Consider the following 13,277-nt stretch of genomic DNA (forward strand, 5'->3'; position numbering starts at 1 on the left):
CTACTTCTTTACTTTTCTGATTCTCCCCCTGATTTCGCCCTTCTTATTAGACTTTGTATAAACATTTACATATACATTCGCCTGAATGATTTCTTGAAGTAAACTATCAAACGCTCTCCCCTGTAAAGGCCCTTCAAAATCCTCCACATTGACTACACCGGTCACGACTCCTTCATTTACACTAATACCTTGCTTTATTGGACCAAACAAATTTAAAACCACTGGACCTATTTGATCCGCTTTTCCTAAATGAATTTGGCATGATGTAACTTTTTCGATGTTTTTCAATATGATCCGATATTGTAATTTCTTTAAATCATCACTAAATATAAACTCTGTTACACCATAAGCTTCTGTATTTACAGGAGGTATTTCCCTCTTCCCTGTTAACCTCGCAAAGAAATGTGTTGTCATACAGGCATTCTCCTTATATAAATTTCCCAGCACTACTTCTACTACTTTATGGTTTATACATAATCATTTATGACTTTTTCAAGTTTTAATTACGAAGAAAAGATTCACACAATCTTTACATTAGAATCGTTCCTTTTGCTTTACTATCTCTTGTATAATGCACATAGAAAAAACATTATAGGGGGTTCCTTTGAAAAACAACAATTACACTTTTCACACATTATTGGAGATTTTTCTCGTCTCATTTAAATTAGGACTTACTTCATTTGGTGGTCCTGTCGCCCATCTCAGCTATTTCCACCACGAATACATACAAAAAAGAAAATGGATGGATGAACGAAGCTATGGAGATTTAGTAGCACTATGTCAATTCCTTCCTGGTCCCGCTAGCAGTCAAGTCGGTATGGGAGTTGGATTATTAAGAGGCGGGGTATTAGGAGCTATTATTTCATGGATTGGATTCACTCTACCTTCTGTGCTTGTTTTAGTTTTCTTCGCCTCATTCCTTAATCAGCTCGATCTTGGAAGTGCTGGCTGGATTCATGGACTAAAACTTGTAGCCGTCGCTATTGTCGCTCATGCCATCTGGGGAATGGCGCAAAAATTAACGCCAGACCGAAATCGTGCGACGATTGCTATTGTAACTGCCGCAATTGCCTTACTATGGCCAAGTAGCTGGACACAAGTCATTCTCATTATAGTATCTGGCTTTATCGGCTGGTTTTTATATCGTAACCAAGCAATTAGCCAATCTCAAAATATAAAAGTACCTATTTCAAAAACGATAGCAGTTTCTTGTCTCATCTTATTCTTCGGACTATTACTACTGCTACCAATATTAAGACCGTTCTCTTATTACATCGCTTTATTTGATAGTTTCTATCGCTCTGGTGCACTTGTATTTGGAGGCGGACACGTCGTGCTCCCCCTTCTTGAAGGTGAGTTCGTACAAAACGGAATGATGACGAAAGAACAGTTCCTAGCTGGATACGGATTAACACAAGCCGTACCAGGCCCACTATTTACATTCGCTTCTTATATAGGAGCTGTGTTAAACGGGACGCTTGGGGCAATACTCGCAACAATTGCGATCTTTCTTCCTGCTTTCTTGCTCGTTATTGGTGTTTTACCATTTTGGGACAGTGTGAGAAAAATCTCTTACATACAAGGCGCACTACTTGGAATCAATGCAGCCGTTGTCGGTATTTTATTAGCAGCTTTTTATGATCCTATTTGGACGAGCACAATTATGAACGCTGTAGATTTTGTTTTTGCATCTCTTCTATTTTGCTTGCTCGCTTTTTGGAAAACACCACCTTGGGTTATCGTTATACTCGGAGCCTTTGGTGGATATATCCTATCCATTTTGTAAATAAAAAACGACGGCATTATGTAGCCGTCGTTTTTCTATTAAAACTTCACAAGTTCTATTCCTTCCGGCAACTCGCTCCCTGTTAAAATACGCAATTCTTTCACACGATCCATTACGTAAGAAGAACGCTTCACAAGCTCTGGATCAATATAAGCTGGATGAACCATAATTTCTACCGTTTGTTCATCTTGTACTCTTTCTTTTAACTTCACAAAGTAATCTTCCGTCACACCATCCGCATAAAAGTCACTGTAAAACACGTCAGAAAACGGGCGTACTGCTCGCTCTTCCTCACAACGACGAATTGGAACATTATATGTAGCCGCCAATCTCTCAAGAACATCATGCAAAATCGGTAATCCATGCACGTGATGATGACTATCTAAATGCGTTGGCTTCAATCCATAAGCTAAGAATTTCTCAATTTGAGCAGTCCATTCTCTCTCAACTTCTTCTGCATTTAGCTTCCCTTCCCATACGACGCTTTGTTTATGAAACAATCCATCGCTATTTACAAGTGATGGTACGTCTCCAAGAAGAGGTTCCCCTGCCGTTAATACGAGATGTACGCCTATTCCTAGTGTGTTATACTCTTTCGCTAAACGTACCGCATGCTCTGTTCCTGGCATATTCATCATCATCGTCGTTGAATTTACAAGTCCATTTATATGTCCATCAATAATACCGTAATTTGTACCTTCTGTAAGACCAAAATCATCTGCGTTTACAATTAACTTAATCATCGTAATACCTCCTAATAGAATAAAAAAAGCGGGCTAAATAGCGCCGCTTTATTTCTCTACCTTTTTGAAGAACTGCGGAAGATATTCTTTATGTGCTTCCAACATTTCATCTAAAATTTGTTTTGCAACTTTATCTGATGGTACAAGTGGATTAATTGTCATAGCAAGCAGCGCTTTATGATAATCTCCTGTAACAGCAGCTTCAATTGTTGTGCGCTCAAATGATTTAATTTGTTGTACTAAACCGCGAACTGGTACAGGAAGATCTCCGACCGCAATTGGTTTTGGACCTTCTTTCGTAATAATACAGTTCACTTCAACAGCAGAATCATGTGGTAAGCTTGCAATTGTTCCGTTGTTTCGTGTATTAACAGGCTGGATATCACCTTTATTATTGTAAATAGACGTAATTAAGCTACATGCTGCGTCACTATAATAAGCACCGCCACGTTTTTCTAATTGTGGTGGTTTAATATCTAAGTTCGGGTCTTTATATAACTCGAATAAATCATCTTCTAATTGTTTTACTACTTCTGCACGTGTACCTTTTTCAACCGAAGCTTCTTTCTCTTCTTCTAACATCTCACGTGTTTTGTAATAGTAACGATGGTATGGACATGGAATTGCACGAAGACCACGAATAAAGTCTGGCTCCCAGTTAAGTGCTGCAATATTTTCCATCGTAATTTGCTTTTCTGGATCTGTTACAAGCTCTAACACACGATCCATTACACTTACACCATCTAAATATACATCTAGTCCGTATACCATATGGTTTAAACCTGCAAAATCAACATGGACACGACTTGCATCTACTTCAAGTAATCTTGCAAGACCCATGCGAATTCCGATTGGAACGTTACATAGACCAACTACTCTTTGAATATTTGTATAACGAAGAACAGCTTCTGTTACCATACCTGCTGGGTTCGCAAAGTTAATTAACCATGCATTCGGACAAAGCTCCTCCATATCCTTACAAATATCTAAAATAACAGGAATCGTTCTCAGTGCTTTGAATAAACCACCAGGACCATTCGTTTCCTGACCGATTACATCATATTTTAATGGGATTGCTTCATCTTTTGCACGAGCTTCTAATAAACCTACGCGAAGCTGCGTTGTTACGAAGTCAGCATCTTTTAATGCTTCACGGCGATCAATTGTTAAATGTACCTCGATTGGTAAACCAGATTTTTTCACCATACGTTTCGCTAAGTTACCAACGATTTCTAACTTTTCTTTTCCTGCCTCAATATCTACTAACCAAATTTCACGAACAGGAAGCTCATCATAACGTTTAATAAATCCTTCAATTAATTCTGGTGTATAACTAGATCCACCGCCGATTGTAGCAATTTTAATTCCAGTCATGCTTTATTCCCCTTTCGCTTCTAACTTTTTATAAAGGTCAATAAATTCTGCTGCTAATTCTTTTACTGTAATCGCATTCATTAAATGATCTTGTGCGTGAATTAAAAGAACACTAATCTCTGTTTTTTCTCCTCTTGCTTCTGATTGTATGAGCTCTGTTTGGAAATGATGCGCTTCATTAATCGCTTCTTTCGCCTTTACCATCGCTTCATCAGCCTCTACCATTTTCCCCTGTTTGGCAAATTGAAGTGCCTCCATCGCAAAGCTTCGTGCATTACCACTATTTAAAATTAATTGGAATGGAATTTGTTCTGCTGTAGTCATCATAATTACCGCCCTCTCTATTATGGTTCAACCGATTGAAATACCCCTTCAGTTTGAACATGTCTATTAAATTATTATTTTATGAATGATAGTTTGGTGTTCTTGTAGATGGGTCTCATCTTTCTGAACATGATATAAAGGTAATTGTTCTCACAGATTATGTTGTCTGTGAGAACAATTACTATGTTACATAGGTACAGAATTATTATTTCCTTGTGCTGCTGCTTTTTCAGTACGAACAACAGAACGGTCGCATAATACAACGAATGGATAGTAGATTACCATCGCAATTACAAAGTTGAATAACTGTAGAATTGCACCTGAAAGATGTCCACCTGTTACAAGATAACCACTAATAATTGGTGGTGTTGCCCATGGAATCATCACAACTGTTTTTGGTACCCATCCAATAGATATAGCTGTATAGGAAGTAATTACTAATACAATTGGTGTTACGATAAACGGTAAGAATAAAATTGGATTTAAAATAATTGGTGTACCAAAGATTACTGGTTCGTTAATGTTAAATGCACCAGGTCCAATTGATAAGCGAGATACACCACGTAATTGTGCACTTTTTGCTACGAGTAATACCACTACTAAGAATGCTAATGTCGCACCAGAACCACCAAGGTATACGAAAGTATCAAAGAATGGTTTTGTAATAATATTTGGAACATCAAATGCAGATGTACCACCTTTGAATAAATTCATATTTTTCTCTAATGCCGGTAAGTATAATGGCTCAATAATACCACCAACGATATTTGGCCCATGTAAACCGAAGAACCAAAGAAGATGAACAAGGATTACAATGATAATTGCACTTGGTAATGTCCCTGCTAAACTTTGCAGTGGTGATTGAATCGTATTAAAGATAAATTCATGAACACTTGTACCAGCTAATTTCACTGCTAATTGAATACCTGCAACTACTGTTAAGATAACAAATGCTGGAACTATAGCTGCGAAAGATCTTAAAACTGCTGGCGGTACTCCATCCGGCATTTTAAAAGTAATGTTTCTTTGTACAAAGAAACGGAATACCTCAGTAACAAGGAGTGCCACGATAATTGCTACGAATAGCCCTTGTGCCCCTGTCCAAGCTAAGTTCAATCCGCCTTCTTTAGGTGTTGTTGGCGTAAGAATAATTAACGCACCAAATGAAATAATACCTGCTGACAAACCATCAACGCCGTAAGATTTTGCTAAGTTATAACTTGTTGTAAATGCTATGATTAGTGCTAAAATTGCGAAAGAACCAGTCCACATTCCACCGCCAACTTGTTTCCACGTTTCACCAAACAAACCTTTCATGAACTCTTGGAAAGCTTCAGACGGAAAACCATTAATTAGTGATGCCAGTGCACCAACTAAAATAAGTGGCATAACTGCAATAAATCCATCACGGATCGCAGCTAAGTGACGTTGCGATCCGATTTTACCAGCGACAGGAACAATATATTTCTCCATGAATGCAATAAACTTTTGCATTTCGCTTCCCCCCTAATTATTTTTTAAGTGTTAACGCGTGATCTAAAACTGCTTCTCCATTCATCATGCCGTAGTGCATTGGATTGATAACGTCGATTCCAACATTTCTCTCATCAGCAAGCGTTTTCATTGAAGAAAGCATGTAACGAACTTGTGGTCCTAGTAATAATACATCTGCTTGATCGATATTTGTTTTTACTGCATCCCCAGATACAGCCCAAATCTTTCCTTCTAGACCTCGAGCTTTTGCAGCCGCTTCCATTTTTGTAACTAGTAAACTTGTAGACATCCCTGCTGAGCAACATAATAAAATATTCATTTGAAAATCCCCCTTGTGTAGTATAAAAAATTTATGTTTATTTATTTTTCTTTACGCTATTTATTAATGCAATTAGCGTGCCAACTTTTTAAAACCACTAAAATCAGCACTTTTTCGACTGTTTTCTTTGTGTGTTAACGCTTTCAATTAGTGTGTCACCCACAAAACACACAGTGTGTTATAAAACAACACGCTTTTAACACATAACTGTATGAAAATAGATTAGTGTTTAGTTGTCTAGTTGTGTTTAAAACAAAAAAACAGTAAAAAAATTTTTTACGCGTGAAAATCTAGTAAAAATAAACCTCTCTTGAACACACTATTCTATCTATTGTCCAAGCCAACTCTACTAAATTACATAGAATAGAATAAAATAATACAATTCGAAAGGGGATTCCTATGCCAAAACATAGAAAACAAAACAAAATAAAGATTTATAGAATAACAAGCTATAAAAAAGGCAAGCGCTCTGAATTAGACTCTGACAAATTTGAACTAGAACAACAGGAAATTGAAAATAAACAAGACAAGCAGGACAAACAGGACAAACAGGACAAACAGGACAAGCAGGTACAATCGGAAAACGTAGTCATAGTACCCACGAATTCACGCCACTTAGATGTATGGGATGAAATTTCTCTACAAGAAATACAAGCTGGTGAACATACGAGTTTATTGGAAGAAAAAAGTAATTATCAAAATATTAATTTGCTACAAGTAAGCGATATCCGTTTATATTTGGATAAGCAACTACAATTTAGTTCCGTTGATGAGCAAATTTATCATGAAGCCCTTGTACATCCGATTATGTCAAAGGTAATTGATCCAAAACGTGTTCTCATATTAGGCGGTGGCGATGGTCTTGCTTTACGAGAAGTTTTGAAATATGAAACAGTGCTACATGTAGACCTTGTTGATTTAGACGAGGCAATGATTAATATGGCACGTAATGTTCCAGAAGTAGTTTCTTTAAATCAAAGTGCATTTTTTGATAGTCGTGTAAATGTGCACGTATGCGATGCAAAAGAATTTCTAAATTCTCCTTCCTCTCTATACGATGTAATTATTATTGATTTTCCTGATCCAGCAACAGAAGTTTTAAGTACTTTATATACAAGCGAACTTTTTGCTCGTATAGCTACATTCTTAACAGAAGATGGTGCTTTCGTCTGCCAATCCAATTCACCTGCTGATGCACCTCTTGTTTATTGGAGCATCGGTAACACAATTGAACATGCTGGATTAACTGTGAAAAGTTATCATACAATCGTTCCTTCTTTCGGAACTGACTGGGGATTTCATATTGCTGCTAACGCTGCCTATGCAATCGATCAAATTGAACAATTATATATTGTGCCAACTCCTCGAACATTACCTTCTCTTCTTGCTCCTTTGTTTCAATTTAAAGAAGAACATTTAGAACAACGTAATCTCGCTCTTTTAAATTCAGAATCAAACCTTATCCTACATCAATGTTACAAAAAAGAAATGGAGTTTTGACGATATTATAGTGAGGAGTGCTACCTTATGGAATACTCTACTTTCGGTAAGCATATAATAGTAGATTTATGGGGAGTGGACTTTTCTTTATTAGATGATGTTCACTTTTTAGAATATCATTTAGTTACCGCTGCTGATCGCTCTGGTGCCCATGTTTTAAACGTAAGTACAAAAGAATTCGATCCGCATGGCGTTACTGTTTTAGTTTTACTATCCGAAAGCCATCTTTCAATTCACACTTATCCAGAAAAAAACTTTGCAGCCATTGACTGTTATACGTGTGGTACGACCGTTGAACCGCAAATAGCGATTAATTATATCGTAAGTATATTAAAACCAAATGAGATGCATATAAAAAATCTAATCCGTGGTATAGGGGAGATTATTACTACCGATTAAATATCACTCTTACTCATTTGTAAAAAGGAGGATTGTAAATACCATCAGTGGAACGAACACTCCACTGATGGTACAGACACATACATAAAAAAACCTTGCATACGCAAGGTTCATTCAGACATCGACATCTTCCTATATAATTCTACAAATTCACTCGCTAATTCCTTCACCGTAATCGCGTTCATTAAATGATCTTGCGCGTGCACCATTAGAAGAGTAACTTCGGTCTTTTCACCACCAGCTTCTTTCTGTATGAGCTCCGTTTGTACACGGTGCGCCTCTTTTAATTCCTCTAACGCTTCTTGTAATTTCGCTTCTGCTTCTGTAAACTCTCCACGCTTTGCACAATCAATTGCTTCCATTGAACAACTTCTCGCATTTCCCCCATGCAAAATTAAATGAAAAGCTTTCGTCTCTATCGTATCCATTTTAGTTCTTTACTCCCCCTTTTCTTCCGCTACCTTTTGTTTATCCCATATTCTTAAGAACGGTAAATAAATGAAGAATGCAAGCGCAAAGTTAACAAGTTGTAAAACACTGCCTGAAATTTTCCCGCCCGATCCTAAATATCCACTAAATAGAATTGGTGTCGTCCAAGGTACAGCAGCTCCACTCGGGCGAGCAACTAATCCCCATTCCATTGCAAAGTAAGAAACAATTGTTAACACAACTGGAACCAATATAAATGGAATTAATAAAATTGGGTTCATTACAATCGGCATACCAAAAGTTACCATCTCATTAATATTAAATATGCCAGGAGCAATTGACAATCTCCCTAAACTTTTTAATTGCTGACTTCGCGCAAATAGTAACATTCCTACAACTAAAGCAAGTGTTGCACCGGAACCGCCCATATAAATCCATAAATCAAAAAACTGTGCGGTAATCGTATTTGGTACATCTTGCCCTGCTTGAAAAGCAACTCGATTTTGATCCATTAACGATAACCAAACGGGGCTCATTACACCACCAACAATAGTAGCACCATGAATTCCACACGACCAAAGAACATGAACGAGAATAACTGCTATTATTGCGCCCCAGAGACTAGCACCAAGTACACTAAGTGGTTCCTGTAAAATTTGCCCTACAATATTATGGATACTGCCAAAAGAAGTATTTTCTATAATTAAGCGTAAAATCCAAATAACCGTTACAACAATAAATCCTGGAACAAGTGCCGCAAATGAACGCGTCACAGCTGGTGGAACTGTCTCTGGCATCTTTATAATTATCTTTTTTTGTACAATAAACCGGTAAAGTTCAGTAGATATAAGTGCAATAATCATTGCTACAAACAACCCTTGGCTTCCCATTAATGCTGCTGGGATAGCACCTTCTACAAGTACACTCTCTTTTGTACTTGGTATAATATATGCGACTTGAAATGGTGTCGCAAGTAAAAACGTCACAAGCGACAATGCCCCAGATGCTAAAGCATCCACTTTATAATACTCCCCAAGTCTGTAAGCGATTCCAAAAACAGCTATTAAAGCCATTATATTAAAAGTTGCACTAACTGGATACCCCAAGGCTCTCTGCCAATTATCTCCAAACAGGCCTGCCATAAAATCATTATACCCTGGTATTGGTAAAGCACTAATGATAAGGAAAAAGGATCCAATAATTAAGAACGGCATCGTCAAAATAATCCCATCACGAATTGCTTGCAAATGCCTCTGTTCTGCAACCTTCCCCGCTACTGGCATTACATATTTCTCTAAAAACTGTATCATCTATCCCACTCTCCTCATGGTTTCATGGACAAAGCTGCTTGTAAGATAGCCTCTCCATTACAAAGTCCGTAATGGACGGATTGAATGACATCAACAGGTATTCCCTTCTCCTTACATAATTCTTTCATTTTCGGTAATAAATAACGTACTTGCGGTCCAAGCAAAAGTACATCTGCAGTATCAATATGATTTCGCACTTCTGAACCTGATACTGCCCAAATCTTTACCTCTATCCCTCTTGTCTCTGCTGCTTTCTCCATTTTTGTAACAATCAAACTGGAAGACATTCCCGCTGCACAGCAAAGTAAAATATTCATCTCGCTCCCCTCCCCCTTTTTCCAAACCTAAGTTACGGTGCATCCTTGCCACCACTAGGTTACAAATATATATGTCTAGATTTCCTGCTGTATGCCGAGCTTAAAAACAAAAATTTCTCGGTTTTCACGCTATTCCATCTATCGGTATTTTCCTAGTAAAGAGGGCTCTAACTCGCTATAATAATTCAGTATGATTTTTTTAATTGATAGGAGGATATATTTATGAAGGCATATCGCTTTCCGCTTATTTTATTATCTTCTATCCTAATTGGTGGTTTCATTGGTTATTTCATGGGTGCCGATGCCGTTGCTTTAAAGCCGCTTGGTGACATTTTCTTAAACTTAATGTTTACGATTGTTGTACCTTTAGTGTTCTTTAGCATCGCGTCATCTATTGCTAATATGGATGGATTAAAACGTTTCGGTAAAATTATGTCTAGTATGGCTGGGACTTTCTTATTTACAAGTATTTTAGCTGCTATTTTTATGATTATTGTCGTGAAAGTATTCCCGCCAGCACAAGGGGTTGTATTAGAACTAACACAACCTGACAAAGCTGACAAAGCTGTTAGTGTTGCGGATCAAATTGTTGGTATTATGACAGTATCTGATTTCTCGAAGTTACTATCTCGTGAAAATATGTTAGCTCTTATTTTCTTCTCTATTTTAATGGGGGTTGCAACTTCAGCAGTTGGTGAAAAAGGAAAGCCATTCGCTACATTCTTACAAGCCGGTGCAGAAATTTCAATGAAAGTTGTATCTTTCATTATGTACTACGCTCCAATCGGACTTGCTGCTTATTTCGCAGCATTAGTTGGTGAATTCGGACCACAACTTCTTGGAACTTACTTCCGAGCAGCAATGGTATACTATCCAGCGTCTCTAATTTACTTCTTTGTATTCTTCACGTTCTATGCATACCTTGCGGGTCGCAAACAAGGTGTACAAATCTTTTGGAAGAACATGTATCTCCTACAGTTACATCACTAGCAACTTGTAGTAGTGCTGCTAGTATTCCAGCGAACTTGGAAGCAACGAAGAAAATGGGTATCTCTTCTGACGTTCGTGAAACAGTTGTCCTTCTTGGATCTACACTTCATAAAGACGGATCTGTTTTAGGTGGCGTACTAAAAATTGCTTTCTTATTCGGTATTTTCAACATGGAATTCGAAGGACCGAAAACATTAGCAATTGCACTTGTTGTTTCTCTATTAGTAGGAACAGTAATGGGTGCTATTCCAGGCGGCGGTATGATTGGTGAAATGTTAATCGTTTCTCTATACGGCTTCCCGCCAGAAGCATTGCCAATTATCGCAGCAATTAGTACAATCATTGATCCTCCTGCAACGATGTTAAACGTAACAGCAGATAACGCTTGTGCCGTAATGACAGCTCGCCTTGTAGAAGGTAAGAATTGGATCAAAAATAAATTTGCTTAATAGATAGAAAGAGGGTGCTCATTTTGGAGCATCCTCTTTTTGTCGTTATTTGTTGATAAGTCGATATCTCTTGTCGAAACGTCGATATATTAAAAAAATCGTTGATATATTTTAAGTTATGATAGATATATCCGAAAAATCGTTGATATCTCCTCCCGCCACAAATTTGTTAAAACCTTCACAAATATTCCACACCTATTATCCATTCTCCGTACTATAATCATGTATGGAGAAGGAGATGTACCTAATGACACAAAGCGCACCAGAATTTAAAGTTTTGCAAAGCATTGCATTCCTTGCTGTCGTTTTGCAAAGTTCCTTATTATATACAATGAATCAAGGAAATGTTTTACTTGAGCAATCCCTCATTATGGGCATGCTATTCAACCTTGCAAAATTTTCAGCACCTGCATTCATATTTATCGTTGGCTTTCACTTAATTCGGCAATATACAAAGCAACTAGCCTACACAGAATATATTTATGAAAAAGCCGCACATTTACTAATTCCTTATTTCTTCTGGTCTATTCTTTACTTATTAACAACAAACGATATGATTACACTACAAAGCGGAATCAAAAGTTTATTACTCGGAACAGCCGCGCCCCATCTTTGGTACGTTATTATGATGTTCCAAATTCACTTATTGTTCCCTTTGCTGTGCACACTATTTTATTGGTTTCAAAAACGAACAGAAAATAAAAAAGACATATATAAATATATGACCATCTTTGCTTGTCTATATTTCCTCTTAATGTGGTATTCTTCCCACTACATTTTTAATGGAGAGAAATTGACTAGCTCAACCATTTTACATTATACAGATCGTTCCTTCTTCTTCTACTCATTCTATTTCGTCATGGGAGGAATCGCTGCTGTCGCACTAAAAACTTGGCGTTTATTTGTCATGAAACATATCCCGCTTATAACAATGTTATTTTTCATCTTATTTTTATTCATCAATTATGAGTTATTTAGTTTTTACGGAGCAAATTCTATTCATTTAACCGTTTCGACTTATTTAAAACCATCTATGTTTTTATATATCGTATGCGAAATTATTATACTTTACGTGCTATCTATTACAATCGTACAGCGACGAGGTTTCTTGTATAAAGCTTTACGATTTATCGGGAATTACACGTATGGTGCTTATTTAGCTCATTTTTTCTTCTTGCAACTATGTACAAAATTTCTTTCTTTATTTACACTGCAAGAAAACACAATATTATATAGCTTATTATTATTTACAATAACGGCCACAATCTCGATTTCAGCAATGGTCATTTGCAGTACACTACCATTTCATACATGGATTACAGGGCCTTCCCCTACGACAAATATGAAATGGGCTAAGATTGTACTTCGGAAAAATCACGAAAAAGTATTCAAACCATATCTTTGATATAATAGAATTCCATACAAGAAAAGAAAGTAGGACACACCTATGATTAATCAAATTGGACAAATTATGTTATATGTAAATAATCAAGATGAAGCAGTACAATTTTGGACTGAGACAGTAGGATTCCAAATTATTGCGGAAGAAAATAACGGACAAGGCTTTCGCTGGATTGAAATTGCACCAACGAAAGAAGGAGGCACAAGCATCGTCCTGCACGATAAAGCGTTAATTGCGAAGATGCAACCTGAATTAAACTTACATACGCCTTCACTTATGTTCTTCTCTAATAACTTAGATCAACTACATAAAGATCTTTCTGAGAAAAACGTTACAGTTGGACAAGTTGTAGATTTACCTACAGGTAGAGCATTCAACTTTGCTGATAATGAAAACAATTACTTTGCGGTAATGGAGCATAAATAAAAAAGAAGCTATCCT

The 13,277-nt window shown here is 37.1% G+C and carries 14 protein-coding genes and 1 pseudogene; 6 read left to right on the plus strand and 9 right to left on the minus strand.

Annotated features, from left to right (window positions below; genetic code table 11):
* Positions 1-414 (minus strand): exosporium regulatory protein ExsM, encoded by a 414-nt coding sequence (gene exsM / locus J0835_RS25575; RefSeq protein WP_000207035.1) that lies wholly within the window; start codon positions 412-414, stop codon positions 1-3.
* 190 nt (positions 415-604) lie between these two features.
* Here exsM and J0835_RS25580 point away from each other — a divergent pair, with 190 nt between their 5' ends.
* Positions 605-1,786: a chromate transporter gene (locus tag J0835_RS25580; RefSeq protein ID WP_087983141.1), complete on the plus strand. Its 1,182-nt coding sequence runs from the start codon at positions 605-607 to the stop codon at positions 1,784-1,786.
* A 38-nt stretch (positions 1,787-1,824) separates the two neighbouring features.
* Here the strand turns inward: J0835_RS25580 and chbG are convergent, their stop codons facing one another.
* The 5 genes from chbG to J0835_RS25605 all read right to left on the minus strand — a co-directional run bounded on the left by chbG (position 1,825) and on the right by J0835_RS25605 (position 6,040).
* A complete protein-coding gene (chbG, locus tag J0835_RS25585; RefSeq protein ID WP_087983143.1) occupies positions 1,825-2,529 on the minus strand; it encodes a chitin disaccharide deacetylase in 705 nt (234 codons plus the stop codon).
* A gap of 48 nt (positions 2,530-2,577) precedes the next feature.
* Complete coding sequence (gene celF / locus J0835_RS25590) at positions 2,578-3,903, minus strand: 6-phospho-beta-glucosidase (protein WP_087983144.1); 1,326 nt, start codon at positions 3,901-3,903, stop codon at positions 2,578-2,580.
* A gap of 3 nt (positions 3,904-3,906) precedes the next feature.
* A complete protein-coding gene (locus tag J0835_RS25595) occupies positions 3,907-4,230 on the minus strand; it encodes a PTS lactose/cellobiose transporter subunit IIA (RefSeq protein ID WP_000989057.1) in 324 nt (107 codons plus the stop codon).
* 183 nt (positions 4,231-4,413) lie between these two features.
* Complete coding sequence (gene celB, locus J0835_RS25600) at positions 4,414-5,721, minus strand: PTS cellobiose transporter subunit IIC (RefSeq protein WP_087983146.1); 1,308 nt, start codon at positions 5,719-5,721, stop codon at positions 4,414-4,416.
* 16 nt (positions 5,722-5,737) lie between these two features.
* Positions 5,738-6,040 carry a PTS sugar transporter subunit IIB gene (locus tag J0835_RS25605; RefSeq protein ID WP_001023569.1) on the minus strand — a complete coding sequence of 101 codons (303 nt, stop codon included), beginning with the start codon at positions 6,038-6,040 and terminating at the stop codon, positions 5,738-5,740.
* 399 nt (positions 6,041-6,439) lie between these two features.
* Here J0835_RS25605 and J0835_RS25610 point away from each other — a divergent pair, with 399 nt between their 5' ends.
* Entirely contained in the window at positions 6,440-7,540 is a 1,101-nt protein-coding gene (locus J0835_RS25610) for a polyamine aminopropyltransferase (RefSeq protein ID WP_087983148.1), read from the plus strand.
* A gap of 27 nt (positions 7,541-7,567) precedes the next feature.
* Positions 7,568-7,939 carry an adenosylmethionine decarboxylase gene (gene speD, locus J0835_RS25615; protein WP_087983150.1) on the plus strand — a complete coding sequence of 124 codons (372 nt, stop codon included), beginning with the start codon at positions 7,568-7,570 and terminating at the stop codon, positions 7,937-7,939.
* A 110-nt stretch (positions 7,940-8,049) separates the two neighbouring features.
* Here the strand turns inward: speD and J0835_RS25620 are convergent, their stop codons facing one another.
* From J0835_RS25620 to J0835_RS25630, 3 genes are read right to left on the minus strand one after another with little or no spacing between them, the layout of a single operon-like run.
* Positions 8,050-8,367, minus strand: coding sequence for a PTS lactose/cellobiose transporter subunit IIA (locus J0835_RS25620; protein ID WP_087983153.1), 318 nt, complete (start codon positions 8,365-8,367; stop codon positions 8,050-8,052).
* A gap of 9 nt (positions 8,368-8,376) precedes the next feature.
* On the minus strand, positions 8,377-9,678 hold the full coding sequence (gene celB, locus J0835_RS25625; protein WP_333728178.1) for a PTS cellobiose transporter subunit IIC: 1,302 nt from the start codon (positions 9,676-9,678) through the stop codon (positions 8,377-8,379).
* Positions 9,679-9,692: 14 nt separating this feature from the next.
* On the minus strand, positions 9,693-9,995 hold the full coding sequence (locus J0835_RS25630; RefSeq protein WP_087983157.1) for a PTS sugar transporter subunit IIB: 303 nt from the start codon (positions 9,993-9,995) through the stop codon (positions 9,693-9,695).
* A gap of 291 nt (positions 9,996-10,286) precedes the next feature.
* Between J0835_RS25630 and J0835_RS25635 the strand changes: the two are divergent.
* From J0835_RS25635 to J0835_RS25645, 3 genes and pseudogenes are all read left to right on the plus strand, one after another.
* Positions 10,287-11,434: pseudogene (locus tag J0835_RS25635) on the plus strand (dicarboxylate/amino acid:cation symporter).
* 247 nt (positions 11,435-11,681) lie between these two features.
* A complete protein-coding gene (locus tag J0835_RS25640; RefSeq protein ID WP_087983161.1) occupies positions 11,682-12,839 on the plus strand; it encodes an acyltransferase in 1,158 nt (385 codons plus the stop codon).
* A 42-nt stretch (positions 12,840-12,881) separates the two neighbouring features.
* A complete protein-coding gene (locus tag J0835_RS25645) occupies positions 12,882-13,262 on the plus strand; it encodes a VOC family protein (RefSeq protein WP_087983162.1) in 381 nt (126 codons plus the stop codon).
* The last annotated feature ends 15 nt before the right edge of the window (positions 13,263-13,277 follow it).

The organism is Bacillus cereus group sp. Sample62 (genome assembly GCF_036851315.1).
In the GTDB taxonomy this organism is placed as follows: Bacteria; Bacillota; Bacilli; order Bacillales; family Bacillaceae_G; genus Bacillus_A; species Bacillus_A wiedmannii.